Origin of the sequence: Methylorubrum zatmanii (assembly GCF_014845115.1) — a bacterium.
GTDB lineage: Bacteria > Pseudomonadota > Alphaproteobacteria > Rhizobiales > Beijerinckiaceae > Methylobacterium > Methylobacterium zatmanii.
In genome coordinates this window covers 1-24,743 of record NZ_NKUI01000115.1, presented here as the reverse complement: position 1 = coordinate 24,743, position 24,743 = coordinate 1, and the positions used below count along the sequence as shown (strand labels likewise).

The following is a 24,743-nucleotide window of genomic DNA, read 5'->3' as shown; positions in this document are numbered from 1 at the left end:
CGCGGCGGCGGCGAGGGCCGCGCCCAGGGTGATCTCCGCCGAATGGGCGTAGCCGGCACGGTCGAGAACCGTGGCCGCGGAGGCGATGGTCAGGCCGATACCGGCCGGGGCGAAATGGGCGGGCAGGGTGCTCATCCCCCCTCTCTAGCCGATCTCGCTTGCGCGAGGATCACCGACGGCACAGCCCCCGTCGTCGCAATCCCGCGAGGCTCGCGCCGGGCGGAGCCCCCTCAACGTGAAAAGCCGCCCCGTTTCCGGAGCGGCTTTCCAAACCCTCGCGAGAGGGAAGCGCAGGCTTACTTGATCTTGGCTTCCTTGAACTCGACGTGCTTGCGCGCCACCGGGTCATACTTCTTCATGACCATCTTCTCGGTCTGCGTGCGCGAGTTCTTCTTGGTGACGTAGAAATAGCCCGTGTCGGCGGTCGAGACGAGGCGGATCTTGACGGTAACGGCCTTGGCCATGGCGGGGCGCTCCTAAAGCTGTGCGGGGCGGTTCGCTGTGTGGCCGGCGCCAGCGCGGGCGAAACGCAAAAGGCCGGGAAGCCCCGGCCGAATTCCGGGGCGGTCAATGCCCGATGGGTGCCGCTTCGTCAAGCCGCCACGTCGCCGGGCACGTCACCTGGCACGTCACCGGGGCGGGTAGGTGTGATCCTCCGCCGGGAAGCGCCCGGCCCGGACCTCGTCCGCATAGGCCCGCACCGCTTCCTCGATCTGCGTGCGCAGGGAGCCGAAGCTTTTGACGAAGCGCGGCACCCGGTCGCTGAGGCCGAGCATGTCCTCGAGGACGAGGATCTGCCCGTCGCAGGCGGCGGTCGCGCCGATCCCGATGGTCGCCGCACGGATGGCGGGATCGCCGGCGATGGCCCGCGCCACCGGCTCGACAATGCCTTCGAGGACGATGGAGAAGGCGCCCGCATCGCTGATGGCGCGGGCATCCGCCCGCAGGCGCTCCTCGTCGCCGGCCCCGTGGCCCTGCACCTTGAAGCCGCCCATGGTGTTCACGGATTGGGGGGTGAGGCCGATATGGCCCATCACCGGCACGCCGCGCTCGGTCAGGAAGGCGACGGTCTCGGCGAAGCGGGCGCCGCCCTCCAGCTTGACCGCTCCGGCCCCCGTCTCCTTGAGGACGCGGGCGGCGTTGAGAAAGGCCTGCTCGCGGCTCGCCTCATAGGAGCCGAACGGCATATCGACCACGACGAGGGCGCGGGAGGTTCCCCGCATCACCGCCTGGGCCTGGAGGATCATCATCTCCAGCGTCACCGGCAGGGTCGATTCCATCCCGTGCATCACCATGCCGAGGGAATCACCCACGAGGACGAAGTCGCAATAGGCGTCGACGATGTTCGCCGTATGCGCGTGGTAGGCGGTGAGCGCGATGATCTTGCGCCCTTCGGCCTTGCGCTTGATCAGATCGACCGCCTGCAGGCGACGGGTTTGGACAACCTGCGACATGGCTTGCAATCCGGAAGCTGGCGTTCCTCGAATCCCGGTCGGGCCGGGCGCATCGTGCGGACCCGCTCTATAAGCCCGTTCGCGCCGCCCCGCAGGGGGCCACCGCCATCGTTCCGGTTGATTCGTGGAGAGGTGTCACCCGGAGGGGCTCGGCCTTCCTGTGCGGTGGCGCTTCGTGCCCATCACGCGGAACGGCCGACATGGCGGCCGGATCGATCCCGTGAGGTGCGCGCCGCTGGCCCCGCTCGCCCTTTTTCGGGCGTTTCCTCCCTAGACTTCGGTCCGCCTCCGGGCCCGCCGCTTTTCCGCCACATCCGCGCTCCTGTCAATGGCCGAGTCTGTGATCGAGGGCTTTGACACTGCTCAGATATTGAGCTCGGCCGCAACCGGTCCCGAATAGGGCGAAAAAGTGTCAGAGCGCCTTTTCGAGGAGCTGCTCGATCCATTCCGGCTGGGTTTCGCCGACGGAGCGGCCCACCTCCGTCCGGCCCTTGTAGACGATCAGGGTGCTCTGCATCTGCGCCCCGAACCGGCGCACGAGATCCCGCTGGCCATCGAAGTCGATGGTGAAGATGGCGAGGTCCTTGAAGCGCGGCTCCGCCGCCAGCGAGGCCAGGATCGGCTTCTGCGTCCGGCAGATCGGGCACCAGGGGGCGGAGATCTGAACCAGGATCGGCCGCCCCTCGCCCTGCGCGGCCTCGAAGGCCGGCCCGTCATAGGGCTTCGCCTCGGCGGCGGACCCGGCCCTCGGCAGGCCGGCGACGAGGAGGGCGGCGAGGATGAGGGCGCGGCGGGTCGTCATCGGATCATCCTCGTGCTCCCGGCTGGCTGCCGGGGATCAGCGCTGCGCCGCGCGCCCGCTGACGGCGGCGGTCCAGGCCGGATCGGGCTTGGCGACGGCGGTGTCGTGGCTGTCCTGCCACCCCTCGACGCCGAGGGGGAACCAGTGGACGCGGGTATAGCCGGCCGCGACCAGGCGCTTCCCCGCATTCCAGCTGCCCCAGCATTCGGGCCGGCAGAAGGTCACCACCGGCTTCGCCTTGTCGCCGCCGGTCAGCGCGGCGACGCGCGCCAGGAAGGCCTCCTCCTGCTCGGGGGCGAGGGGGGCAGCCCCCGCGCCCGGCATCCAGACGGCGCCGGGCAGCGAGCGATGCGTCGGCAGCCAGGGCCGGTCGGCGGGCAGGCCCTGCGGCCGGTGATCGGCCAGCACTACGTCGATGAGGACGGGGTTTTCCGGCAGCAGCTTTTCGAGCCCCTTGAGGTCGACCACCGTCGCCCCCTTGAGGGTCGCCGGGGTGTAGCCCCGCGGCGGCCCGGTATAGAGCCCCTCCGGCTCCGGCACGCCGACCGGCGAATCGGCGGGACCGGCCGCGCCGAGCATCAGGCCGAGCACGCCGAGCGCCGCTGTTCTGGCAATCACCCGCATGGCGTTTCCCATCGGCCTCAGTTGCTGGCGGAGGGAACCGGGAAGCTCTGCTCCCAGCGTCCGCCCTGGTTGTCGGAGGCCACGACCTTGATCGGCCCCTTGCCCTCGGGCTTGAAGCCGAAATGGATGACCGGGTTCGAGGCGATGGAGATGTCGCCGTCGAGATGGAACACCAGCGCGTCGCCGTAGGTCACGTCGAGCTTCTCGATGTAGCGGGCCGGGGTGTAGTCGCGGGTGACCTGATTCATCTGCATCCCCGAAAAATTCGGGTGGCGCACCATCAGCGTCGCCTCGGCCGGCTTGCCGGGCTGAACCTCGCCGCCGAACTTCAGGCGCATCTCGCCCATGCCCTTCATCGCCTCCTCGTCGCTCATGCCCATCGGCGCCGAGCAGCCGCCGGAGGCTTTGACGAACTTGGCCGCTTCGAGGAGCTTGCCGTCCTTGGTCTCCACCACGGCATGGACGTTGGTGTAGTTGTTCACCCGCACCCGCAGCTTGATCTCGCCCGGATCCGCCGCCGGCCCGAAGGTGAAATGCGCCGCGTAGGGCGACGGGTTGTCGTCGATGATGAAGGAGAGCCCCTTCACGTTGTCCTTGTCGGCGAGCGTCAGGCCGATCGGCACCAGGGCCGCGTCGAGGGCGCGGGCGGGCGCGTCGATCTTGACCGCGCTCTCGCTCGCCGTGACCGCGCGGTCGCCGAAGATGGATGTCTTGATCTCGCTCCAGCGGGCGGCGCGCTCCTCATCCGTGTCGGTGGCCCCGGCCCGGACATGGCCCGGCGCGAGCGCGGCGGCGGACAGGGTGAGGCTGAGGGCGAGCATCAGGCGTTTCATGGTCGGTCTCCTTCCCCGAAGGTCCCCCGGAACAGGGCGTGGGTTACTCCCACTCCAGCTCTTGATAGGCCTGGGTGACGTTGCGGCCGTTATAGGTGTCGAACAGGGCCCATTTGTCCTTCTCTGCGAGCGCGACGGTCTGCACCGCGGTCTCGATCGGGACGCCGGAGGCCACCGCCTTGCGCGTTTCGTCGCGCAGGGCGGAAAGATAACGCGTGAGATCGGCGATCGCGGGCGCGAAGGCGACCGAGGTCGGGCCGTGGCCCGGCACCGCCCGCGCCGCGCCCATTCCTTGCAGCCGCTCGATCTCCTTGAACCAGCCGAGCAGACTGCCATCGAGAGAGGGAATCCGGCCGACGAAGAGCAGGTCGGCGGGAAACAGCAGGCCGCTGCCGGTATCGAGCATGGACAGGTCGCAGGTGGTGTGCGCGCTGCCATGGGCGGTGAGGCGCAGGGTTCGGCCGCCGAGATCGATCTCCGCCCCGTCCTTCACCTCCAGGGTCGGGTAGACCACCTCGCCCGCACGCGCCTCCCCGAGGATTTCGGCGAGGCGCTTGCGGTAGAATTCGCCCCGGGCATCGAGCGCGCCGCGCAGGGCGGCATGGCCGACGAAGATCGGGTTGTCGCCACGGAAGGCGGCGGCGCCGAAGACGTGGTCGGGATGGACATGCGTCAGCAGCACGTAGCGGATCGGCTTGTCGGTGCGCTTGGCGATCTCGGCCCTGAGCCATTGCCCGTCGGTCAGACTGCCGCCGGATTCGGTGACCAGCACCCCGTCCCGCCCGACGATGAAACCGATATTGGCGATGCCGTCGACATTCTCCGGCGTCGCCTCCGCATCGGGGCCGCGCCGCACGAACACGCCCGGCGCCACCTCGTCCATCGACAGGGATTCCGCCGAGAAGCCCGCGCGCGGCAGGCAGCACAGGCAGAGGCCGCCGAGCAGCGCCCCACGACGGGTGACGGAGCCGTTCACCGGCGCCTCCCGATAGATCGACGCCCGAGGCACCACCGTGCCGCCATCGGCCGCTCCCTCACAATATTCAGCGATATAGTGCCAACCATCTAGTAGGTAGATTTTTCCTGCGTCAAGTGCCAGGATCGAGGAGGCAGGGAGCCGTCGCGATCACGTGATCGGCTCGGGACGAGGAAACCGGAGAAGCGGAGCGACGATGAGAGACACGCGCGCATCGCTCCTGAGCGAGGCCGAGATCCTAGTGCGCGGCCGGGGCTATTCCGGTTTCAGCTATGCCGATCTCGCCGAGGCGGTCGGCATCCGCAAGGCAAGCATCCATCATCATTTCCGCACCAAGGAAGATCTCGCCCGGGCCCTGATCGCCGCCTACGACGCCCGCTACGATGCGGCACTCGACGCGATCCTGGCACAGACCTCCGACGGGGCGGCACGGATCGAGGCCTATGGCCGGCTCTATCTCGGCGGCGTCGAGCAGGGGCTCGGCTGCCTCTGCGCCGCCCTCGCCGTCGAATTGGAGACCCTGCCCGAGGGCCTGCGCCGCGCCATCGCCGCCTTCTTCGACAAGCACATCGCCTGGCTGACCCGCGTGCTCGCGGAGGGGCAGGCCGATGGCAGCATCCGCCCCGGCCTCGACCCGCAGGCCCATGCCCGCATGGTGGTGGCGACGCTGGAGGGGGCCCTGCTGCTGGAACGCTTCCTGGCGGGGCCGGAGGGGTTCGGAAAGGCGCTGGTGGCTTTGGGGGAAGGGCTGCGGCCGCCCGGCTCCGGCGGACAGGCCTGAGATTACGCACCGAAGCGAGGCTGCCTGGGGGCTGCCTTGTGCGGAGGCGGCCTTTCACCGCCGCCCATTGATACAATATGACAGGGACGATTTCCTCCCTGCCTCAGCCGCCCAGGTTCCTCATGTCCGACGCCTCCCTCAGCGCCTCGTCCCAGAAGATCCCGGTGACGGTGCTCACCGGCTATCTCGGGGCCGGCAAGACGACGCTGCTCAACCGCATCCTCACCGAACCGCACGGCAAGCGCTACGCCGTGATCGTCAACGAGTTCGGCGAGATCGGCATCGACAACGACCTCGTGGTCGGCGCCGACGAGGAAGTGTTCGAGATGAACAACGGCTGCGTCTGCTGCACCGTGCGCGGCGACCTGATCCGCATCATGGACGGGCTGGTGAAGCGGCGCGGCAAGTTCGACGCGATCATCGTCGAAACCACCGGCCTCGCCGACCCGGCCCCCGTCGCCCAGACCTTCTTCGTCGATCAGGATGTCGGCGAGGCCGCCCGCCTCGACGCGGTGGTGACGGTGGCCGACGCCAAGTGGCTGTCCGACCGCCTCGCCGACGCGCCCGAGGCCAAGAACCAGATCGCCTTCGCCGACGTGATCCTGCTCAACAAGGCCGACCTCGTGGCGAAGGAGGATCTCGACCGGGTCGAGGGCCAGATCCGGGGTATCAACCCCTATGCCAAGGTCCACCGCACCGAGCGCTGCAACATCGCCCTCGACGCGGTGCTCGACCGCAAGGCCTTCGACCTGTCGCGCATCCTCGACCTCGAGCCCGACTTCCTGGAGGAGGGCCACCACCATCACCACGACGCGCAGATGCAGTCGGTCTCGGCCAAGATCGACGGCCCGGTGGATCCCGAGAAGTTCATGCCCTGGATCTCGAACCTGACCACGGTTCAGGGGCCGGACATTCTGCGCTGCAAGGGGATCGTCGCCTTCCCCGACGAGCCGAACCGCTTCGTCTTCCAGGGCGTGCACATGATCCTGGACGGCGACCTGCAGGGCGCCTGGGGCGTCGACGAGACACGCGTCTCCCGCGTCGTCTTCATCGGCCGCAACCTCGATCCGGAGGCGATCCGCGAGGGCTTCTACGCCTGCAAGGCCTGATCCGGCGCGCGGCGGCTGCACCGGACGAAGAGGCGAAGGCGGCCGGGGAGATCTCTCCCCGGCCGCAGCTCCGCCTTACGGGCGGTGAGCGGCCTGCGCGGTCCCGTCGTGTCCCGGCGCGGAGCCGGTGGCGGAACCGGTCGGGGCGGTGGCGCGCTTGACCGCCGCATCGAGGTTCTCGGGGTCGAGGGCCGTCTCGACGAAGGCCCGGCCGCGATGAGTGAGGTCGCGGGCGTAGCGGATGCCCTGATCGCGCAGGTCGTCGGCATAGGGACCGAGGGCGCGGTCCTCCTGGCGGGTGCGCGGCAGCAGCGCCCCGAGGAGCAGGCCGGCGGCGAGGCCGACCACGCCGACGAGGATCGGGTTCTCGGACACGAACTGCTCGGTGGCGGTGCGGCTCTCATGCAGCCGGCGATAGCCGCGATCCGCGAGGTCGGCGGCGCGCCGGCGCTGGCTCTCGTAGCTGTCCTCGGCCCAGGAGCGGGCATCCTCATAGGCCTCGCCGGCCCGTTCGCGGGCGGAATCGGCCGCATCGCTCACCCGATCCCGGAGGTCGGACGCCCGGTCGGCGGCTCGGTCACGCAGGCTACGGGCCCCCTCCGCGGCTTGGTCCGCTTTATCCTGCAGGCCGGCCTGCAGGCGGGCATTGGCCTCACGGCCCGACGCCGTGGCGCGGTCGTGGAGGTCGTGCAAGCTGTGCTCGACACCGGCCTCGCGGGGCATGCCGGACTGGCCGGCGATGTGCTCGGGCAACGTTTCCACGGGGGCGCCGGAGGGCGGCGTACCGGGACCTGAATGGTTCGGACCTTGGCTCATGATGGGCTCCGTTTCCTGACAGGCCGCCTGCACGGGGAACCGGCGCGGCCCTGATGATGGTCAGACCTGACGCTCGGGGGACAGATCGTGGACGGGCCGTCCGCCGGGGGCGTCGGGATCGTAGGTGCGGTCGGCGCCGGTCACGGTGACGGGCTTGGTCTCCACCGGCACCACGGCGCGGGTGGCCGGCCGGCGGACGGAGCGCATGCCGTTGAGCAGCAGGCCGACGCCCGCCGCGATCAGCAGCACCGGCACGGGGTTGCGGCGCACGGCCTCGAGGGCGTCGTCGTAGAGGCCGCTATAGGGCGTGCGCTGCACCGAGCCGAGCATCTCGTCGACGAGGCTCGACGCGTTCAGCCGCCCCTGGATCCGGTCGATGGTCTCGTCGAGCCGGGCCCGGCTCTGCTCGATGTCCTTCTCGAGATCCGAGATCGATTCGCTCATCCCGAAACCCTTTCCGTCAGCGCGCGGGCATCTTGCCGGACCTGCCGCGAGGTCCGGGTCGGGGCGAGGTTGGACAGGGACATCGCCCGCGCCCCGATGACGCCGAGCACCACCGCGATGAGCAGCATGCCGCCGCCGACCAGCAGCGCCGCGAGCCATTCCGATCCCACCAGCGTCGCGACGAACTTCACCAGCGCGCCGATCAGCACCAGCATCGCCGTGATCGCGAACACGGCAGCGAAGACCATCATGGCCAAGCCGACGAACAGAGAGCGGACGTTGTTCGTCATCTCCGTGCGGAAGAGCGCGATCTCCTTGCTCGCGAGTTCGCTCGCCTCGCGCAGGGCATCGGCAACGAGGGATTGGATGGAAGAGGACGGCGGGGAGGGGTGAGGGGTCGTCATGGCGCTCCCCTCAGGCCCGGTAGCCGTCGTAGGAGCGATTCGCCTCGGTGGTGCCGGATGCCTTGACGAAGCGCGACAGCAGGAAGCCCGCCGCGAAGGTCGCCACCGCGACGGTCACCGGGGAACGGCGGGCGAAGGCCTCCGCCTCGTGGTAGAAATCGTCGAGGCTGCGCCGCTCGATCGAACCGGCGAGATCGTCGAGCCCCTCGGCCGCGCTGTCGAAGAAGGCGCGCACATTGGGGCGGTCGTCGAAGGTCTTGCCCGAATCGCGCAGGGATTTGGCGAGGTCGGAGACGGAGCGGGCGGCCTCGCCCTTCCGGTCGTCGACATAGGCCAGGGCATGCTGGCGCGCGGCGGCGGCGAAGCCCCGGCCGCGCTCGGCCGCCACGCTCGCCGTGTCTTCCACATCGTGGCGCAGATCCTCCAGATCGGCCCTGGTGTCGGCCGGCTTGGCATGACCGACCGGATCTGGGGATGTGGCAGCTGTCATGGGTCGTGACTCCGGACTCAAGGCGCCTCGGCGCATCGATAATCGGTGAACTCGGCCGGAGAACCGTTGGCCGTGTCGGAGGGTTCCGTTCCCGGATGCACCGAAGCACCGCGGCTGCGGGACAGCGGAGGCTCCGTCAGAAGAAAAGGCGAGGAAGCGCCGTTCTCCCATGCCCCTGCTCCCCGAGCGGACTGCGATTCGCAGCCGGATGTCAGCGCCCGTTCAGCTTGGCCCTTGCATGGTGGCGGCCGCTCTGCTGCACTGCGAAGGACGCGGCGAGGTGCGGGAGCCGGGCGGGCGGATGCCGGATGGGACAGCGGTGAGATCGTCGGAACGCCTGCTTGACCGGCAGGAAGCGATGCGCTTGGCTGTCGCCCGACGGATCGCGCTTGGCTTCCGCGCGTTTTCCCCCAGACGCAAGACCCTCAAGACCCTTAGGCAGGCGCGTCCCGCGTGCCTGCCCCAGCGAGGACCGGAGCCGGGTTCGTGGCACGTCTGATCATTGTCTCCAACCGTGTCGCCGTGCCCGCCGAGGGCAAGGATGCGGTCTCCGCAGGGGGACTCGCCGTCGCGGTCAAGGAGGCGTTTTCCTCTTACGAGGGCCTGTGGTTCGGCTGGAGCGGCAACATCCGCGAGAACCCGAGCACCGAGCCCGAGCTGATCGACCGCGGGTCGATCCGCTACGCCGTCCTCGACCTCTCGCCCCAGGATCACCGCGAGTATTATGCGGGGTTCGCCAACCGGGCGCTCTGGCCGATCATGCATTACCGGATCGGTCTGGGGACCTTCTCCCGCTCCGATTATGCCGGCTACCAGCGCGTCAACCAGACCTTCGCCCAGGCGCTGGCCAAGCTGGTCGAGCCCGACGACCTGATCTGGGTCCACGATTACCATCTGCTGCCCCTGGCCAGCGAATTGCGCGGCCAGGGCATCGCCAACCCGATCGGCTATTTCCACCACATCCCCTGGCCGGCGGCGGACGTGTTCAATACCCTGCCCGCCAGCGGTGACCTGCTGCGGGCCCTCGCCGATTACGACCTGATCGGCCTGCAGACCGATTCCGACGTCCAAAACCTCTCGCGCAATTTCATCGACACGATGCGGGCGATCCCGCTGGGCGGCGGCTCGATGATGGTGGACGGGCGCCGCACCCGGATCCGCAGCTTCCCCATCGGCATCGATGTCGCCGGCTTCAAGGAGGCCGCCGACAAGGCCGGCTCCAACAAGGTGGTGCGCGAGACCATGGCGGGCCTGCGCACCCGCAAGCTGCTGATCGGCGTCGACCGACTCGATTACTCGAAAGGCGTGCCGGAGCGCATGGAGGCGGTGGACCGCTTCTTCGCCTCGAACCCGGACCAGCGCGGCAACGTCGTCTACATCCAGATCACCCCGAAATCCCGCAGCGAGGTGCCGGAATACGAGCAGCTCGCCCGCGAGGTGAACGAGAAGGTCGGCGACATCAACGGCATGCTCGGCGAGCCGGCCTGGACGCCGATCCAGTACGTCACCAAGGCCTATCCGCGCCCGGTGCTGGCCGGTCTCTACCGGGCGGCCAGGGTCGGCCTCGTCACGCCGATGCGCGACGGCATGAACCTCGTGGCCAAGGAATACGTCGTCGCCCAGAGCGAGGAGGATCCCGGCGTCCTCGTCCTCTCGAAATTCGCCGGCGCCGCGCGGCAATTGCCCGAGGCGCTGCTGGTCAACCCCTACGACCGGTTCGAGGTCGCCGAGGCGATCCGGCAGGCGCTCTACATGCCCCGGGGCGAGCGCCTGGAGCGCTGGAAGCCGATGGCCGAGCGGATGCTGCGCGAGGACGTCGATTGGTGGGCCCGCTGCTACATGACGGAGCTGGAGAGCTTCCGCACCGTCGAGCGCGAACCGCCGACCACGGCGGCGGCGGCGGAGTAGGTTTCGCGACAGCCGGGACACGACCGAGGTTCCTCCAAGCCTCCCCCTCAGCCTGAGGTGCCGGAGCGAAGCGTGGGCCTCGAAGGATGCTCCAGAAATCGTACGCGAACCGGAGCCTCCTTCGAGGCCGCTTGCGCGGCACCCCAGGATGAGGAGATGAAGGGGATCACCGCGCTCTGACAGACTCCCGACCCGAAGAGTCTGCTTCCCGAAGGACCGGAATGATCGTCATCGAAGAGGGCCTGCCGACGCCGCTCGGCGCACATTTCGACGGGCGCGGCGTCAATTTCGCTCTCTTCTCGCAGAACGCGACCCGAGTCGATCTCTGCCTGTTCGAGCCCGGTGCGCGCCATGAGCACCGCACCATCCGCCTGCCCTGCCGGACCGACGACGTCTTCCACGGCTACCTCCACGGCCTGCTGCCGGGTCAGCTCTACGGCTATCGCGTGTTCGGTCCGTGGGATCCGGCGGCGGGGCATCGCTTCAACCCCTCGAAGCTCGTCCTCGACCCCTACGCCCGGGAGATCGCGGGGCGTATCCGCTGGCACGACGCGCTCTACGGACACCGCCGCGGCGGCGCCCGCGAGGACCAGATCGACCGGCGCGACAGCGCCCCCTTCCTGCCCCGCGGCGTGGTGACCCGGCCCGAGACCCCGGACCCCATCGCCCTGCCCGCGTCCCGGCCGCTGCACGAGACGGTGATCTACGAGGCCCACGTCAAGGCGCTGACCATGACGCATCCGGCCCTCTCGGACGCCGAGCGCGGCACCTATCTCGGGCTCGCCCATCCGGCGATCATCGAGCACCTGCTGAAGCTCGGCGTCACCGCCCTCGAATTGCTGCCGATCCAGGCCTTCGCCGACGACCGTTTCCTGGTGGAGAAGGGGCTCGTCAACTTCTGGGGCTACCAGCCCTACAACTACTTCGCCCCGGAGCCGCGCTATCTCGGCGACGGCGATGCCAGCGGCCTGCGCTTCGCCATCCGCGAACTGGCGGCCGCCGGCATCGAGACCCTGCTCGACGTGGTCTACAACCACACCGCCGAGGGCGACCATCTCGGGCCGACCCTGTCGTTCCGCGGCATCGACAATGCGAGCTATTACAAGCTCGACCCCGACGATCCGCGCCGCACCGTCGATTGCACCGGCTGCGGCAACACCCTCAACGTCGCCCATCCGCGGGTGATGCGGATGGTGCTCGATTCCCTGCGCCACTGGGTGACCGCCTACGGCGTGGCGGGCTTCCGCTTCGATCTCGCCTCCAGCCTCGGCCGCGCGCCGCTCGACTTCTCCCCCCAGGCCGCCTTCTTCCAGGCGGTACAGCAGGATCCCGTGCTCTCGCGGGTCAAGCTCATCGCCGAGCCGTGGGATATCGGCATGGGCGGCTACCGGCTCGGCGGCTACCCTTACGGCTGGAGCGAGTGGAACGACCAGTTCCGGGACAATCTGCGCGGCTTCTGGCGGGGCGATGCCGGGACGCTCGCCAAGCTGACCCAGGGGCTGTCGGGCTCACGCGAGATCTTCCTGCCGTCCGGGCGCTCGCCGCTCGCCAGCATCAATTTCGTCGCCTCCCATGACGGCTTCACCCTGGCCGACGTGGTCGCCTACGCGGAGAAGCACAACGCGGCCAATGGCGAGGAGAACCGCGACGGCCACGGCCACAACCTCTCGGCCAATTACGGCGTCGAGGGGCCGACCGAGGATCCCGCCATCCTGAGCCTCCGCGCCCGCCAGAAGCGCAACATGCTGGCCTGTGTGTTCTTCGCCCAGGGCGTGCCGATGCTGCTGATGGGCGACGAGCGCTCGCGCTCGCAAGGGGGCAACAACAACGCCTATTGCCAGGACAATGCCCTGAGCTGGATGGATTGGAAGAACGACCCCGATCCGAGCCTGACCGAGTTCGTGGCGAACCTCGCCGCCCTGCGCCGGGCCTGCCACTCCCTGCGGCGGCGCCACTTCCTGATCGGCAGCCAAGTCGGCGAGACCGCGCTGAAGGACGTGCACTGGCTCTCCCCCGACGGCACCGAGATGGACGAGGCCGCCTGGGCCGATGGCGAGCGTCAGGCCTTCGGCATGCAGATGAGCAACGACATCGAGGGCTCGGAGCGCGTCCTCATCCTCGTCAACGCCGCGCAAGCCCCCTGCCCCTTCGCCCTGCCGCCCGCCCTCGGCGGCCCCTGGCGCCCGGTCTTCGACACGACCCTCGCCGTCGGCGCGGTACCGGAGGATACCCGTCCGGCCGTCCCGGCCGGCGGCACCGTCGCCCTGCCCGAGCGAGCGGTCCTGGTGCTCAAGTCTCCGCCCGTTCTCGCCTGAACGCCGCCTCCACCGAGGACGATCCGATCCTGCCCCCTGCTCCGGGACGTTCGGCCGGGAAAACGTCGCAGGCGTCTCGGCTTCCTCATCCCTCCGTGGCATCCTGCCCCCGGATCGAAAGGGGACGGGATCGATGCAGGTGGAACGCGGCGGGGCGGCGCGGGTGACGGTGGTCGATCACCCCCTCGTCCAGCACAAGCTGACGATGATGCGCGACCGCGACCGCTCGACGAAGGGGTTTCGCGAACTCCTCAACGAGATCGGCATGCTGCTCGCCTACGAGGTGACCCGCGATCTGCCGCTGGAACCGGTCACCATCGAGACGCCGCTTCAGCCGATGGAGGGGCGCCGGATCGCCGGCAAGAAGCTGGTGCTCGCCCCGATCCTGCGGGCCGGCGTCGGCTTCCTCGACGGCATGCTCTCGCTGATGCCCTCCGCCCGCGTCGCCCATGTCGGGCTCTACCGCGATCCCGACACGCTGCAGGCGGTGGAGTACTATTTCAAGAGCCCGTCGGATCTGGCCGACCGCACGGTGCTGGTGCTCGATCCGATGCTCGCCACCGCCAACTCGGCGGTCGCGGCGGTGGAGCGCCTGAAGAGCCGGGGCGCGAAGGATCTCCGCTTCGTCTGCCTGCTCGCCGCGCCGGAGGGGATCGCCCGCTTCCAGGCGGCGCATCCCGACGTGCCGGTCTGGACGGCGGCCATCGACAGCCATCTCAACGACCACGGCTACATCGTGCCGGGTCTCGGCGATGCCGGCGACCGGATGTACGGCACGCGCTGATCGCGCGCGTTCCGATCGACGGAGCGCGGCACGGCTCGACGCGCCCCACCCCATGCGCCATGTGAGCCATGACCCGAGCAACGATGGGGGCGCCCCCGCGCGCGACCGTCCGCCGAACCAAGCCTGAGGTGCCGCCGATGTCCCACACCCTGCCCGAGACCATGCGCCAGATCCGCTTTCAGGGCGCGGGCGGCCCGGAGGTGATCGCGGTCGAGACCGTGCCGCTGCCGAAGCCGGGTGCGGGCCAGGTGCTGGTCGAGGTGGTCGCGGCGGGGGTGAACCGGCCCGACATCATGCAGCGCCAGGGCAGCTACCCGCCACCGAAGGGCGCGACCGAGATTCCGGGCCTGGAGATCGCCGGCCGCATCGCCGCTCTTGGCGAGGGCGTGACCGGATTCTCCGTCGGCGACGAGGTCTGCGCCCTCGTGATCAGCGGCGGCTATGCCGAGTTCGCGGTGGCCGAAATCGGGCAGGTGCTCAGGAAGCCGGAATCGCTCTCGCTGGTGGAGGCGGCCGGGCTGCCCGAGACCGTCTTCACGGTCTATTCCACGGTGATCCAGCGCGGGCGCCTGCAGAAGGGCGAGACCTTCCTGGTCCATGGCGGGTCGAGCGGCATCGGGACCACGGCGATCCAGATCGCCAAGCAGCACGGCGCCCGCGTTCTCACCACCGCCGGCTCGGCCGAGAAGTGCCGGTTCTGCGAGGAGCTGGGGGCGGATGCCGCCATCAATTACCGCGAGGCGGATTTCGCCGAGGAGGTGAAGCGACTCACCGACGGCAAGGGCGTCGACGTGATCCTCGACATGGTGGGCGCCGCCTACCTCTCGAGGAACATCGCCTCCCTGGCGGTGGAGGGCCGCCTCGTCCAGATCGCGTTCATGCAGGGTTACAAGGCGGAGAGCCTCACCCTCACCCCGATCATGCTCAAGCGCCTGACCATCACCGGCGCGACCCTGAGGGCCCAGGCCAAGGAGGCCAAGGCCGCCATCGCCGAGGGCCTGAAGCGGGATGTCTGGCCGCTCGTCGAAGCGGGCAAGATCCGCCCGATCGTGCACGCCACCTTCCCCCTGGACGAGGCGCGCCAGGCCCATGAGCTGATGGAAACCAGCAGCCACAGCGGCAAGATCCTGCTCGTGACCGGCCGCTGACGGCACAGCTTCCTCAGGAACTCTCGAAGCCGGACCGGCGTTGGCGACGCATATCCGATGCGAAACCGCGCCGCCCGTCCCATGGGTGGCCGAGAGGCAATCAGAGGGAATCCATGGCGCAGATCGAGAATCAAACCGAGGCCCGCCAGGGGACCAAGGGCAAGCCGGTCCTCTACGTGCTGGTGGCGAGCCTCGTGCTCCTGGCCGTTGCCACGGTCGGCCTCCTGAGCTGGAACCGGGCGGAGACCACCTCCGATTACGCCGGCAAGAGCCAGGAATCGGCCCGCGAGATCACGACGGGCTCGGTCAACAAGGCTCCGTCCTCCAACAGCTCCAACGTCCCCGCCGAGAACCCGGCCTATCCGCAGCCGGCGCAGAAGTCGGCCCAGTAACGGCCGCCGCTTCATCTCGGTAAAAAGCCTCCCGGGACCCGCTCTCGGGAGGCTTTTCGTGACGGGATCCCTGAGGATCGTTTCAGCGCGTCGGGATCGGCGTCTCGCCGCGATAATCGTAGAAACCGCGCTTGGATTTGCGGCCGAGCCAGCCGGCCTCGACATATTTCACCAGCAGCGGGCAGGGGCGGTACTTCGAATCCGCCAGCCCTTCGTAGAGGACCTGCATCACCGAGAGGCAGGTATCGAGGCCGATGAAATCGGCCAGCTGCAGCGGGCCCATCGGATGGTTGGCACCGAGCCGCATCGCCGTATCGATCGATTCCACAGAGCCCACGCCCTCGTAGAGCGTGTAGATCGCCTCGTTGATCATCGGCAGCAGGATGCGGTTGACGATGAAGGCCGGAAAATCCTCCGACATGGTCGAGGTCTTGCCGAGCTTGGCGATGAAGGCCTTGGCCGATTCGTAGGTCGGATCCTCGGTGGCGATGCCGCGAATCAGCTCGACGAGCTGCATCAGCGGCACCGGGTTCATGAAGTGGATGCCGATGAAGCGATCCGGCCGGTCGGTCGAGGCCGCCAGCCGGGTGATCGAGATCGACGAGGTATTGGTGGCGACCAGGGCATCCGGCTTCAGCGACGGGCAGAGCGCCTGGAAGATCTTGCGCTTGGTCGCCTCGTCCTCGGTGGCCGCCTCGATGACGAGGTCGCAGGGGCCGAGATCGTCGAAGCTGCGGGCGACCGCGATGCGCTCCAGGGCGCTGCGGCGATGCTCCTCGCTCAGGGTGCCCTTCTGAACCTGACGCGCGAGATTGGCGTCGATCAGCGCGAGGCCTGCCTCGATCCGGTCGGGATCGCGGTCATTCAGCCGGACGTCGAGGCCCGACGCCGCGCAGACATGCGCGATGCCGTTCCCCATCTGGCCGGCACCGATGATGCCGACCGTCTTGATCTCGATGCCCATACCCGTATCGCGTCCTGCCTGCTGCGGCATCGTCCTCAAACCGCATCCCTAGAATGCGGCACTGCAACAAATGCGTCAAACCGACCCCTAGCCGCAGGTTTGCCGGATCGGTTTCACAGTTCGTCGCGGACTTGTCCTCACCGGCGACACGCCCCCTTCCGCACTGTGAGACACGGCTTGGAGGTGAGGGGCGCTTCGCCGATGGCGCCGGTCCCGACCGGGGCCGGAACCGGTATAGCGCGAGACTCCTTTACCGGTCCTTGGCCTTGGCGATCTCGGCCTGAAGCTCCGGCACGACCTGGAACAGGTCGCCGACCAAGCCGTAATCCGCCACTTGGAAGATCGGAGCGTCCTCGTCCTTGTTGACCGCGACGATGACCTTCGAATCCTTCATGCCGGCCAGATGCTGGATCGCGCCGGAGATGCCGATGGCAACGTAGAGGTCGGGGGCGACCACCTTGCCGGTCTGGCCGACCTGCCAGTCGTTGGGGGCGTAGCCCGCATCGACCGCCGCGCGCGAGGCGCCGACGGCGGCGCCAAGGGCGTCGGCGAGGGGCTCGATCAGCTCCTTGAACTTCTCCGCCGAGCCGAGCGAACGGCCGCCGGAGACGATGAACTTGGCCGAGGCCAGTTCCGGCCGGTCGGACTTGGCGATCTCCTCGCTCTTGTAGGCGGCGCCGAGGGCGTCGGGCGCCGCGGCCGAGACCGCTTCGACGGAAGCGGCGGCCCCGCCCTCTTCCGCGGCCTTGAAGGCGGCGGTGCGCACGGTGATGACCCGCTTGCCGGCGCCGGCCTGCACGGTCTGGATCGCGTTGCCGGCATAGATCGGCCGCTCGAAGGTATCGGGCGAGACGACCTTGATGATGTCGGAGATCTGCGCGACGTCGAGGAGCGCGGCCACGCGCGGCAGGGTGTTCTTGCCCGTGGTCGTGGCGGCGGCGACGATGGCGTCGTAGGGCTCGGCGATGGCCGCGATCAGCGCGGCGGTCGGCTCGGCGAGGTCGTGGTCGTACACGCTCTCCTCGCTGTTGAGCACCTTCTCGACGCCGTCGAGCTTGGCCGCCGCGTCCGCGGCCGCCTTGGAACCGGAGCCGAGCACCAGGGCATGGATCGGCTGGCCGAGCTGCTTGGCGGCGGTGAGGGCCTTCAGCGTGCCGTCCTTGATCTGCCCGTTGGCGTGCTCGACGTAGAGGAGCGTGGTCATCGGCGAAACTTTCGAAAGAAGGGGGAAGGGGCGCCGCTCGACCGGAGCCGGGAGCGGCGCCGGGCGGGATCAGAGCACGCCGGCTTCGACCTTGAGCTTCTGCACCAGCTCGGCCGCGGAGCCGACCTTCACGCCGGCCGAGCGGCCCGGCGGCTCGGCGACCTTGAGCACGGTCAGCTTCGGGGTGACGTCGATCCCCAGCCCCTCGGGGGAGAGCTCCTCGAGCGGCTTCTTCTTCGCCTTCATGATGTTGGGCAGGCTGGCGTAGCGCGGCTCGTTCAGGCGCAGATCGGTCGTGACGATCGCCGGCAGCTTGAGCGAGACGGTCTGCAGGCCGCCATCGACCTCGCGGGTCACATCGATGGCGCCCTCACCGAATTCGAGCCGGAAGGCGAAGGTGCCCTGCGGCCAGCCGAGCAGGGCGGCGAGCATCTGGCCGGTCTGGTTGGAATCGTCGTCGATGGCCTGCTTGCCCAGGATGACGAGGTTCGGACCTTCCTTCTCGACCACCGCCTTGAGCAGCTTGGCGACGGCGAGCGGCTCGCAATTCACGTCGGTCTTGACCAAGATCGCCCGGTCGGCGCCCATGGCGAGCGCGGTGCGCAGCGTCTCCTGGGCCTGCTGCGGGCCGATCGAGACGGCGACGATCTCGGTGACCTTGCCCTTTTCCTTGAGGCGGATCGCCTCCTCGACGGCGATCTCGTCGAAGGGGTTCATCGACATCTTGACGTTGGCCAGTTCCACGCCCGACCCATCGGCCTTGACGCGGATCTTCACGTTGTAGTCGACGACCCGCTTGACGGGCACCAGAACCTTCATGGCAGTCGCTTTCCTCCGCGCCCGCGCAGTCCAGGCGCCACTTACGGACGATCTCAGGACTCGCTCGACGCCACTCGATTGATTGTCGGGGCGGCGGGACCGTAACGAGGCGATTTCCCGCTTGTCAACGCGCCTTATCGGGGGCGTGACCCGCGCGGATTCAACGATTCTGACCGGGAACCCACAGCACGTCGTCGGCCCCGTTCCGGTTGGCCGCGCGGGAGGCCACGAACAGGAAGTCGGACAGCCGGTTGAGATATTGCAGGGCCTCTCCCGAGATCGCCTCGCTCTCGATCCCCGACAGCGACACCACCAGCCGCTCGGCGCGGCGGCACACGGTGCGGGCGAGATGGAGCGCGGCCGCCGTCGGCGAGCCGCCGGGCAGAACGAAGGAGGTCAGCGGCGGGATATGCTCGTTGAGCGCGTCGATCTCCGCCTCCAGCCGCTGCACCTGCGCGGCGACCACCCGCAGGGGCTCGTAGCCGAGGGGCTTGTCGCTCGGCGGGGTGGCGAGATCGGCACCCAGATCGAACAGGTCGTTCTGGATGCGGGCCAGCATCGCGTCGAGAGCCGGCTCGGCCTGCAGGCGGGCGAGCCCGATGCAGGCATTGGTCTCGTCGACGGTGCCGTAGGCCTCGACCCGCAGATCCGCCTTGGAACGGCGCTCGCCGTTGGCGAGGCCGGTGGTGCCCCGGTCGCCGGTGCGTGTGTAGATGCGGTTGAGCTTGACCACGGCCTGCCTCCCGCGGGCAAACAAAACCCGCCGGGCGATGTTTCGCGCGCGGCGGGTCTTGGCAAGATGCTTTCGGCAAGATGCTTTCGGCACCTCGGTTGCGGCGAACCGGAGAGGGCGACGACCCGCCCTCGACGGGTCAGAAGGTGTAGCCGATCTTGCCGCCGTAATTGGTCAGGCCGCGATTGTTGGCGCAGAGGCCGGCATTGGACATGTGCTCGACCGTCGCCATCACGCTCCAATGCTCGCTGATGCGGAAGCCGAGCGCGGCGGCCTCGCGGAAGAGCGGCGAGCAGCCGAGGGTGTTGAAGCCGTAGGGCGTGAACTCCTTCGGGCCGGTATAGCCGTTATGGGCGGCGCCGCCGAAGAAGCCCTCGATGAACACGCGGCGGTCGAGGGTCTCGGGGAAGAGATCGACGGTCCAGGTGCCGCCGATATAGGCGTAGCTGGTGCGGCCGCCGGTGTTGTAGCTGCCGCCCACGGTGGGACGCGGCACGAAGGCCTGCCAGAACGGGTCGGCGCTGACGACCGGTTTGGCGAACAGGATCTCGCCGTTGACGTTCGCGGTGCTGAAACCGGCCGCCTTGCCCTCGGCGCTGCCCGGATCCTGCACCGAGCCGCCGATGCGGACTTCGGAGACGATGCTGTAGGGCTGGACGGGGGCGGCGTAGGGCAGCGGCGCGGGGGCCCGGGCGCCACCGAGATCGGCGGCCTGCACGGCCGTGACGGCCGAGGCGGCGAGGACGCCGACGAAGATCCGGGCAAGAGGTGAGGTCATCGGCGGTCGATCCGTCCGTTTCAACCTGGCCCCAATATCATGCCGCTTCGGTCACAGCCCTCGGATTCATCCGACTCCCACGCTTTTGCCGGCTCGGTGGGGCCTCGACGCCACACTCGGTCCGCGCTCTCGGCGCCGAGCCGACGGCGCGCCTACGACGCTCCTGCCGGACGAGAGGCTTGCCCGCCAGGGGGACAGCCCGCATTGTGTCATTTGATCGACCGGCTCGGCCGCGCCTGAATCAAGCGGTCCTGGAGAGAACGGTCTTCGGCAGGGAGGCGGATATGCGGACAGGATTCGCGCTGGCGGCGCTCGCCACGCTCTCGGCCGGCCTGAGCCCGGGTCCGGCCCGGGCGGAGGACGAGGCGCGCCTGCGCGGCCTGTGGAAACTCGTGTCGTACGAGGTGGAGGTGCGCGCGACCGGCGAGATGCTGCCGGTGATGGGCGCGCACCCGACCGGCTACGCCTATTTCACGCCGGAGAAGCGCGTCTTCTTCGTGCTGACCGGCGAGGGACGGAAGCCGGCCGAGGACGACGCGCAGCGGGCCGCCCTGTTCAAGACCCTCGTCTCCTATACCGGACGATACCGCCTCGACGGGGACAAGTGGATCGCCAAACTCGACGTGGCCTGGGATCCAAAATGGGTCGGCTCGGAACAGACCCGGATGTTCACCCTGGAGGGCGAGCGCCTGCGCGTCCTCACGCCCTGGCGGGTGATGCCGAACTGGGCTGATCGCGGCGAGACCCGCAGCATCGTGACCTTCGAGCGCGGGAAGGAGTGATACGGCCTCCGCTTGATCGGAGCGGGTTGCGTCTCGGCAAACCCGCGCGGCGTTCGAGCGAAGCCCCAATCCGCCATCCCGAGAGGATCAGACGGATTGGGTCTGAGCCCGCGCGGGCGGATCAGGCCGAACGCCACCAGACCACGCCCATGATGACCAGGATCGCGATGAATTGAAGCAGCACCCGCAGCCGCATCAGCGTCTGCGAGAGGTTGGCGCTGCCGCCTCGCATCATGTTGACGAGACCGAAGAGCAGCACGCCGGCCACGGCGAGGCAGGCAAGCAGGACGAGCTGGTTGGCGGACATGGATCGGTGATCTCGGGCAGGGGCCGCGCTCCCGTGAGCCCGGCCCGGTAGGAAATGGTCGGCGGTGTCAGTTCCGGCGAAGCAGGCGCTCGAAATAGTCGAGTTCCTCCTGCGGACGCGAGGGGTCGCCGAGCTTGCGCCGCAGCTCCTCCATGATCCGGCGGGCGCGCTGCACGGCGGATTCGTCGGCATTGGGCACGCGCACATTCCCGTCGGAGAGGTCGCGCCCGCGAGTCGGGCGGCCGAGCGGATCGTCCTCGGCCGCGCCGGAGCGGCCCTGCTGTCCGGGGGATTGCCCCTCCTGCTGGCCCTCGCCCTCGGCCATCTGCTGCATCTGCTTCTGCATGCCCTCGGCACCGCGCTTCAGCCCTTCGAGGGCCCGGCCCTGCGCGTCCACGGCATCGCCGCTGCGGCCCTGCCCCAGGGCCTCCTCGGCCTCGCGCATGGCGCCCTCGGCATCGGCGAGGCCTTCCTCGCCCTGCAATCCCTGCTGCTTCATCCGCTCCTTGAGATCCTGCAGCTGCTCGCGCAGCCCCTGCTGGCGCTGGCCGGTGCTCTGGCCCTGCTGGCCCCGCTGCCCCTGACCCTGCTGGCCTCGGCCCTGCTGGCCTCGGCCCTGCTGCCCCTGCTGGTCCTGCCCTTGCTGCCCCTGGCTCTGCTGACCCTGCTGGCCGGGCTGCTGCCCGCGCTGGCCCTGCTGCTGACCGTTCTGCGGCCGCTGGCGCTGGCCGGGGCGTTGCCCCTGCTGGCCCTCCTTGAAGGTCTCGTCGCGCAGGTCCTGCTGCTCGCGGGACATCTTGTCGAGTTCGTCGAGCTGGCGGTTCATCTCGGCCATGCCGCCATCGGATTTCTGGCCGTTCTCGGCGTTCTGGAGGTTTTCCAGGACGTTGCGGAGCTGGTCGAGCAGGCGCTGTGCCTCGGCGGTGTCGCCGCGCTGCATCGCCTCCTGCATGTCCTTGATCATCTTCTCGAGATCGTCGGGCGTGACGGTCTGGCCGCGCTGCTGCTGTTGCTGCCGCTCGGATTGCTGCTGGCGGTTCTGCGGCTTCTGGCGCTGGGCGAATTCCTTCATGAACTTGTCCAGGGCCTGCTTCAGATCCTGGGTGAGCTGCTTGATCTCCTCGTCCGGCGCGTTGCGCTCGATCGCCTCCTTGAGGCGATCCTGGGCGGCGCGCAGGGCCTTCTCGGCATCGGAGAGGTCGCCGTCCTCGATCTTGAGCGCCATCTCCCACAGCAGGTCGGCGACGGCGATCAGGTCCCCGTCGGTCGTCGCCGCGCGCAGGCGGTTGGCGGCGGTGGTGAGCCCGAGGAAGATCGCGGGCTGCGGCGTGAAGCGCTCCGGCGCGATGCGCAGGGCGTCGAGGGCGGTCTGGACGCGGGCGCGGTCCTCGTCGGGGGCGGTGACGAGGCGGCGGCGCTCCTCCGCCAGCGCCCGGGCCAGGGGCTGGCTGAAGGGCCGGGCCGGCAGCACGATCTCGGCGGGCTGGGTGCGCCCCTCCTGGCCAGCCTCGTCGCGGACCACCAGCGTCAGCTTCACCCGCGCCCCGGACCAGGGATTGTCGGTGAGGTCGACCAGCGTCTTGGTGTCGGTCTCGCCGGTGGCGTCGGTGGGCAGGGCGAGCCCGATCTTCGGCACCGGCACCAGGGAGCGGCCCGGCTTGACCGGCTCGATCAGCCCCTCGGCGGAGGCGATGCCGTAATCGTCCTTGGCGCGGTAGGTCAGGTTGAAGGTGCCGCGTCCGTTGACCTCCAGTTCGCCGACCCGGCGCACCTCCGGCGGCAGATCGGGGATCGTCTCGATGACGAGGCGCTGCGGCTCCGCGCCCGAGGCGGCGATGCCGAGTTCCGCCGTGCCGCCTGCGAGCCGGAAGCGCTCCTCCCGCAGGGTGGCGCGGGCATCGCTTCCCTGGGGGGCGGGTGCGGAGCGGGCGCGGGAGGCCGGCGCCTCCTCCTTCGTCACCGGGACCAGGGCGGCGTTGGGCGTCAGCTCCGCCTCACCATGGCCGGCGATGCGGACGATGAGGATGGAATTGACCGGCGCGCGCAGGTGCTGCACCGCGTCCCGGCCCGCGCCGGCCCCCATGCCGGACATGGTCACGATCAGCGGCGGCACGCGGGTATAGATCGGCGGATCGATCCAGCCATCGACGCGGAAGCTCGGAGCGGCGGCCGGCGGCTCGCGCCAGTCGAAGGCGGCGGCGACGCGCCCGCGCCATTCGGGGCCGGCCACGAACAGGGCCGCCAGCGCGGCGACGAGGATGCCCGCGCGCAGGGCCAGGGGGTCGTGGCCGGGCATGTGCGGCCGGGGCCGGCCGGCCTTCAGCCGCGCCACGGCGGCGGCGGCCCGCGACTGGTGCAGGGCCCACAGCGCACGGGTGGCCGGATCGGCTTGGCCGACGGCGAGCGTGTCCTCGATGGAGGAGGCGGGATCATGCGAGACCGCGCCGCCCCGGGCGGCCTCCCGGTCGATCCGGGCCAGGGCCTCGCGGCGGCTCGGGGCGCGCAGGCGCAGGGCCGGCAGCAAGGCGAGGACGAGCAGGAGCGCGAAGAGCCCGAGCCCCACCCTGCGCCAGAGCGGCGAGAGATCGAGCCAGAGGCCGAGCCAGGACACGACCAGGAAGGCGAGTCCGACGCCGAGCCCCCGCCACAGCACCGGCCAGGCCCGCTCCCACAGGCCCGCCGCCCGCGCCTGAGCCACCAGCCGGTCGAGACGGCGGCGCGTTTCTCTCTTCCGGTCCTCGCCCGCCGGCTTCGTCGGTTCGGCCTCGCTCATCGTGTTCGGTCGCGGCTCCCGCGGGCGCCGGGCGAAAAGCGCCCCGCGCACGAATGAGGAAGCTAGCATGGTGCCGGGCACCGTCCGCCGGGTCAAATCCGCCCAGCCGAGGTCAGGCGGCGGCGGCTTCCCGGTCGCGCCCGATCCGCGCGGCCAGGGGCACGCTCGCTTGATTCTTTCCCTTCGCCTCGATCTCGAAATCGCTCCAGACGAGGTGCCGGGCGACCAGGGCGTTGACCGCCTCGTTCCACATCAGCTCGGAATGCGCGGCGAGGTCGCGCCAGGAATGGCCCTGGCCCGAGAGGGCCGGGAAATCGGGCAGCGCGCCGGGATCGTGGTCGGGCAACAGGCTTTCCCGCGACACGCTGATATGGCTCACCGGCCGCACCCCGCGCCAGGAGGCGATCACCGCCTGGATCCGGGGATCGTCGGGCTCGAGATACTCGCCCCGACTCTCGACCCAGTGGTGATGGAGATCGAGCACCACCGGAACCCGGTCGCCCAGGCGCAGCACCGCGTCGAGGCCGAACAGCGACTCGTCGTTCTCGACCGTGAGCAGGTTGCGCGCCGTCTCCGAGATCAGGGACAGGTTCTCGCGAAACCCCTCGATGCCGGGTTCGCGCCCGCCGATATGGATGTTCACATGGGCGCCGTGCGGGTGCCAGCCGGAGCCGTAGCCCAGCATCGCCATCACCTCGGCGTGGTATTCGAGCTCGGCGATGCCGTTGGCCTGCGCGTTCGGGTTGCGCGAGGCGATGATGCAGAACGGGCCCGGATGCATGCTGAGCCGCACGCCCCCCGCCCGTGCCTGCTCACCGATGCGGGCGAGCCCGGCGGCGATCCGGTCGCGCAGGGCGGGTTCGGCGTAGAGCGGCTGCGCCACCGGATGGGTGTAGCCGGGCAGCACCGAACTCGCCATGCGCAGGAGCCGCTCCAGGGGCGGCCGGGCCGCGACCCAGGCGACCTGACGCTCCAGGGCCGCGAGGTTGTGGCGCACCACCCCTTCGAGCTTCTCGAAGCGGGCGGCGGGCCCGAGGCGCTCCAGATGCGCCATGGTCACCGTGCCGAGATTCATCAGCTTGGCCGCATCCTTGGCGGCCTTG

26 protein-coding genes are annotated in these 24,743 nt (G+C 69.4%); 8 read left to right on the top strand and 18 right to left on the bottom strand.

Going from position 1 to position 24,743, the window contains the following annotated elements; translation table 11 throughout:
* Positions 1–296: 296 nt before the first annotated feature.
* The 6 genes from rpmG to MZTS_RS14920 all read right to left on the bottom strand — a co-directional run bounded on the left by rpmG (position 297) and on the right by MZTS_RS14920 (position 4,689).
* Entirely contained in the window at positions 297–464 is a 168-nt protein-coding gene (gene rpmG, locus MZTS_RS14945) for a 50S ribosomal protein L33 (RefSeq protein WP_003602581.1), read from the bottom strand.
* 165 nt (positions 465–629) lie between these two features.
* Positions 630–1,454, bottom strand: a complete 825-nt coding sequence (gene panB / locus MZTS_RS14940; RefSeq protein WP_009866907.1) for a 3-methyl-2-oxobutanoate hydroxymethyltransferase — start codon at positions 1,452–1,454, stop codon at positions 630–632.
* A 412-nt stretch (positions 1,455–1,866) separates the two neighbouring features.
* Positions 1,867–2,256, bottom strand: a complete 390-nt coding sequence (locus tag MZTS_RS14935) for a thioredoxin family protein (RefSeq protein WP_009866908.1) — start codon at positions 2,254–2,256, stop codon at positions 1,867–1,869.
* A 36-nt stretch (positions 2,257–2,292) separates the two neighbouring features.
* Positions 2,293–2,880, bottom strand: coding sequence for a rhodanese-like domain-containing protein (locus MZTS_RS14930; protein ID WP_192284452.1), 588 nt, complete (start codon positions 2,878–2,880; stop codon positions 2,293–2,295).
* Positions 2,881–2,897: 17 nt separating this feature from the next.
* The gene (locus tag MZTS_RS14925; RefSeq protein WP_192284451.1) at positions 2,898–3,713 is read right to left on the bottom strand and encodes a quinoprotein dehydrogenase-associated SoxYZ-like carrier; all 816 of its coding nucleotides are present in this window, start codon (positions 3,711–3,713) and stop codon (positions 2,898–2,900) included.
* Positions 3,714–3,756: 43 nt separating this feature from the next.
* Positions 3,757–4,689, bottom strand: coding sequence for a quinoprotein relay system zinc metallohydrolase 2 (locus MZTS_RS14920; protein WP_192284450.1), 933 nt, complete (start codon positions 4,687–4,689; stop codon positions 3,757–3,759).
* Positions 4,690–4,885: 196 nt separating this feature from the next.
* Here MZTS_RS14920 and MZTS_RS14915 point away from each other — a divergent pair, with 196 nt between their 5' ends.
* Entirely contained in the window at positions 4,886–5,470 is a 585-nt protein-coding gene (locus MZTS_RS14915) for a TetR/AcrR family transcriptional regulator (RefSeq protein WP_192284449.1), read from the top strand.
* Between the two features lie 122 nt (positions 5,471–5,592).
* Positions 5,593–6,579 (top strand): CobW family GTP-binding protein, encoded by a 987-nt coding sequence (locus MZTS_RS14910; protein WP_009864768.1) that lies wholly within the window; start codon positions 5,593–5,595, stop codon positions 6,577–6,579.
* A gap of 75 nt (positions 6,580–6,654) precedes the next feature.
* Here the strand turns inward: MZTS_RS14910 and MZTS_RS14905 are convergent, their stop codons facing one another.
* The 4 genes from MZTS_RS14905 to MZTS_RS14890 are packed head-to-tail and all read right to left on the bottom strand — an operon-like array spanning position 6,655 to position 8,733.
* The gene (locus MZTS_RS14905; RefSeq protein WP_192284448.1) at positions 6,655–7,395 is read right to left on the bottom strand and encodes a hypothetical protein; all 741 of its coding nucleotides are present in this window, start codon (positions 7,393–7,395) and stop codon (positions 6,655–6,657) included.
* 60 nt (positions 7,396–7,455) lie between these two features.
* Positions 7,456–7,839, bottom strand: coding sequence for a DUF3618 domain-containing protein (locus MZTS_RS14900; RefSeq protein ID WP_192284447.1), 384 nt, complete (start codon positions 7,837–7,839; stop codon positions 7,456–7,458).
* Positions 7,836–8,243: a phage holin family protein gene (locus tag MZTS_RS14895; protein ID WP_192284446.1), complete on the bottom strand. Its 408-nt coding sequence runs from the start codon at positions 8,241–8,243 to the stop codon at positions 7,836–7,838. Before MZTS_RS14895 ends, MZTS_RS14900 begins: the two co-directional genes overlap by 4 nt.
* A 10-nt stretch (positions 8,244–8,253) precedes the next feature.
* Positions 8,254–8,733: a hypothetical protein gene (locus MZTS_RS14890; RefSeq protein WP_192284445.1), complete on the bottom strand. Its 480-nt coding sequence runs from the start codon at positions 8,731–8,733 to the stop codon at positions 8,254–8,256.
* Between the two features lie 486 nt (positions 8,734–9,219).
* Between MZTS_RS14890 and MZTS_RS14885 the strand changes: the two genes are divergently transcribed.
* The 5 genes from MZTS_RS14885 (at position 9,220) to MZTS_RS14865 (ending at position 15,280) form a co-directional block, all read left to right on the top strand.
* Positions 9,220–10,641, top strand: a complete 1,422-nt coding sequence (locus tag MZTS_RS14885; RefSeq protein WP_192284444.1) for a trehalose-6-phosphate synthase — start codon at positions 9,220–9,222, stop codon at positions 10,639–10,641.
* Positions 10,642–10,862: 221 nt separating this feature from the next.
* Complete coding sequence (gene glgX / locus MZTS_RS14880) at positions 10,863–12,956, top strand: glycogen debranching protein GlgX (protein ID WP_192284443.1); 2,094 nt, start codon at positions 10,863–10,865, stop codon at positions 12,954–12,956.
* A 133-nt stretch (positions 12,957–13,089) separates the two neighbouring features.
* Positions 13,090–13,740, top strand: coding sequence for a uracil phosphoribosyltransferase (upp, locus tag MZTS_RS14875; RefSeq protein ID WP_192284442.1), 651 nt, complete (start codon positions 13,090–13,092; stop codon positions 13,738–13,740).
* A gap of 137 nt (positions 13,741–13,877) precedes the next feature.
* Complete coding sequence (locus MZTS_RS14870) at positions 13,878–14,888, top strand: NAD(P)H-quinone oxidoreductase (protein WP_192284441.1); 1,011 nt, start codon at positions 13,878–13,880, stop codon at positions 14,886–14,888.
* A gap of 113 nt (positions 14,889–15,001) precedes the next feature.
* On the top strand, positions 15,002–15,280 hold the full coding sequence (locus MZTS_RS14865; protein WP_192284440.1) for a hypothetical protein: 279 nt from the start codon (positions 15,002–15,004) through the stop codon (positions 15,278–15,280).
* An 82-nt stretch (positions 15,281–15,362) separates the two neighbouring features.
* Here the strand turns inward: MZTS_RS14865 and MZTS_RS14860 are convergent, their stop codons facing one another.
* From MZTS_RS14860 to MZTS_RS14840, 5 genes are all read right to left on the bottom strand, one after another.
* Entirely contained in the window at positions 15,363–16,244 is an 882-nt protein-coding gene (locus MZTS_RS14860; protein ID WP_009865116.1) for a 3-hydroxybutyryl-CoA dehydrogenase, read from the bottom strand.
* 250 nt (positions 16,245–16,494) lie between these two features.
* The gene (locus tag MZTS_RS14855; RefSeq protein ID WP_192284439.1) at positions 16,495–17,448 is read right to left on the bottom strand and encodes an electron transfer flavoprotein subunit alpha/FixB family protein; all 954 of its coding nucleotides are present in this window, start codon (positions 17,446–17,448) and stop codon (positions 16,495–16,497) included.
* A 69-nt stretch (positions 17,449–17,517) separates the two neighbouring features.
* On the bottom strand, positions 17,518–18,267 hold the full coding sequence (locus MZTS_RS14850; protein ID WP_192284438.1) for an electron transfer flavoprotein subunit beta/FixA family protein: 750 nt from the start codon (positions 18,265–18,267) through the stop codon (positions 17,518–17,520).
* A 160-nt stretch (positions 18,268–18,427) separates the two neighbouring features.
* Positions 18,428–19,000: a cob(I)yrinic acid a,c-diamide adenosyltransferase gene (locus tag MZTS_RS14845; protein WP_192284437.1), complete on the bottom strand. Its 573-nt coding sequence runs from the start codon at positions 18,998–19,000 to the stop codon at positions 18,428–18,430.
* Between the two features lie 139 nt (positions 19,001–19,139).
* Positions 19,140–19,778: an acyloxyacyl hydrolase gene (locus MZTS_RS14840; protein WP_192284436.1), complete on the bottom strand. Its 639-nt coding sequence runs from the start codon at positions 19,776–19,778 to the stop codon at positions 19,140–19,142.
* Between the two features lie 284 nt (positions 19,779–20,062).
* On the opposite strand from MZTS_RS14840, the gene MZTS_RS14835 reads away from it, so the two are divergent.
* Positions 20,063–20,560: a lipocalin-like domain-containing protein gene (locus MZTS_RS14835; RefSeq protein WP_192284435.1), complete on the top strand. Its 498-nt coding sequence runs from the start codon at positions 20,063–20,065 to the stop codon at positions 20,558–20,560.
* Positions 20,561–20,681: 121 nt separating this feature from the next.
* Here MZTS_RS14835 and MZTS_RS14830 read toward each other — a convergent pair whose 3' ends face one another.
* From MZTS_RS14830 to MZTS_RS14820, 3 genes are all read right to left on the bottom strand, one after another.
* The gene (locus MZTS_RS14830; RefSeq protein WP_009864330.1) at positions 20,682–20,867 is read right to left on the bottom strand and encodes a twin transmembrane helix small protein; all 186 of its coding nucleotides are present in this window, start codon (positions 20,865–20,867) and stop codon (positions 20,682–20,684) included.
* 67 nt (positions 20,868–20,934) lie between these two features.
* Entirely contained in the window at positions 20,935–23,640 is a 2,706-nt protein-coding gene (locus MZTS_RS14825) for a TIGR02302 family protein (RefSeq protein ID WP_192284434.1), read from the bottom strand.
* Between the two features lie 112 nt (positions 23,641–23,752).
* The coding region (locus MZTS_RS14820; protein ID WP_192284433.1) for an apurinic/apyrimidinic endonuclease family protein at positions 23,753–24,743 on the bottom strand (991 nt) is incomplete at its 5' end.